This window comes from Vulcanococcus limneticus LL, from assembly GCF_002252705.1.
In the GTDB taxonomy this organism is placed as follows: Bacteria; Cyanobacteriota; Cyanobacteriia; order PCC-6307; family Cyanobiaceae; genus Vulcanococcus; species Vulcanococcus limneticus.
Map to the genome: position 1 here is coordinate 1 of NZ_NQLA01000126.1, position 1,605 is coordinate 1,605.

The following is a 1,605-nucleotide window of genomic DNA, read 5'->3' on the forward strand; positions in this document are numbered from 1 at the left end:
CACGTCGGTACATGTGGAAAACTTTGGTCGGCAATTTGGCCGTAACAGGCCGATTTGCGCACATTTTACCGGCAGAAGCTGCTCAGATCCATTGCGGTGCAGAAGATCTGGTGTTTCTCAGGAGGCCCTATCTATTCCCTGATGCGGGCTCCGACGGTGATATTCCCTCTGTTGCGATGGTCGATGACAAGCAACCCAGGAATGTGGCCGATATCCTGGATTCAGAGCTAGACCATACAGCCAATCACTGCTTATTCCTCTTCTGCATCGATTCGCCTGGCAGATCCCTCGCCAGCACGGCAACAACTCTCGGGTTGCCAGGCTGAGACAAGTCCTTCTGAACGAGTGCCCAGCAGAAGTTCTCCTGCAAGCAGTTAAAGTCGGAAGCAGATGATTCACCCTCACGGTAGTCACTGCCATGGCCCCGGACAACCTAGCTGCACAGAACCAGGTAGAGGGTCTTCAGGGAGAGCGAGATCGCTGGTGGAGCCTGGCGGCGGTCGAATGCGGCAACTTCGTGGTGTACATGGATGGCTTCATCGTCACCCTGGCCCTGCCGGCCATGGCGCGTCATTTTGGCGTCGGCCTCCCCGTCCTCAAGTGGGTGATCGTCGCCTACTTGCTCACCGTCACGGTCACCCTGTTGCCGGCGGGTCGGCTGGCCGACATCTGGGGACGGCGGCGCATCGTCGTCATCGGCATGGGCGTTCTTGCACTCAGTTCCGTCCTGTGCGCGTTGGCGCCCACCGTCGGGAGCCTGATCTCCTTTCGAATCCTGCAAGGCATCGGCGGTGGCCTGGTGCTGGCCAACGTGATGGCTGAGATCACTGCCGTCTTCCCCAAGCAGGAGCGGCGCAAGGCCATGGCGGTCAATGCCTCGATCCTGGCGCTGGCCCAGGTCACAGGCCTGGTGCTCGGGGGGCTGCTGATCGGCCAGTTCGGCTGGCGCTCCCTCTTTCTCGTCATCCTGACGGTGAGCCTGGCCGGGCTGATCCTCAGCCTCCGTGTTCTCAAGGCCCGCCCCCGCACCCAGGACCGTTCCGCTATGGACTGGACGGGCGCCGTGCTCGCCATCGTGGCCACCAGCGCCCCCTTTCTGGTGATCGAACGACTCTCGAGCGCTGGGCTGAACCTGGCCAGCCTGGCGCTGCTCATCGGCGGCGTAGCGGCGCTGGTGCTGTTCCTGCTCGTGGAGCGGCGCCTGCCGAAACCCCTGCTGACCCTCAGCCTGCTGCGTTCGCGCGCCTTCCTGTGCGGCTCGGCGGCGGCCGCCTTCTACTTCATCGCCGCGGTGTCCTGCTATTTCCTGCTGCCCTTGTACGCGCAGCTCGTGCTGGGACGCACGCCCGTGATGGCGGGTGTGCTGGTCGTGCCGCTCTCGTTGGTGCTCACGGCCACGAGTCTCACGGTCAGCAGCCTGGGCAACCGGGTGGGGGCGCGGACCCTCAGCACCGCCGGGATGCTCAGTATCAGCGCCGGCCTGCTGGGCCTCTCCTGGCTCCAGGGCCGCCTAAAAGTCTGTCCACGGTGTCATCCGCGCCCCTGTCAGCATCGGTTTAGGTCGGTGGGTCTCACCGCTGGCGATGCCCGACATCTCTTCCGCTG

2 protein-coding genes are annotated in these 1,605 nt (G+C 63.6%); both read left to right on the forward strand.

The window, feature by feature from the left end:
• A partial coding sequence (locus CJZ98_RS19245) for a hypothetical protein (protein ID WP_232756604.1) occupies positions 1-326 on the forward strand: 326 nt, incomplete at its 5' end.
• A gap of 92 nt (positions 327-418) precedes the next feature.
• Positions 419-1,605: MFS transporter (locus CJZ98_RS17660; RefSeq protein WP_094592409.1), on the forward strand; the 1,187-nt coding region annotated here is incomplete at its 3' end.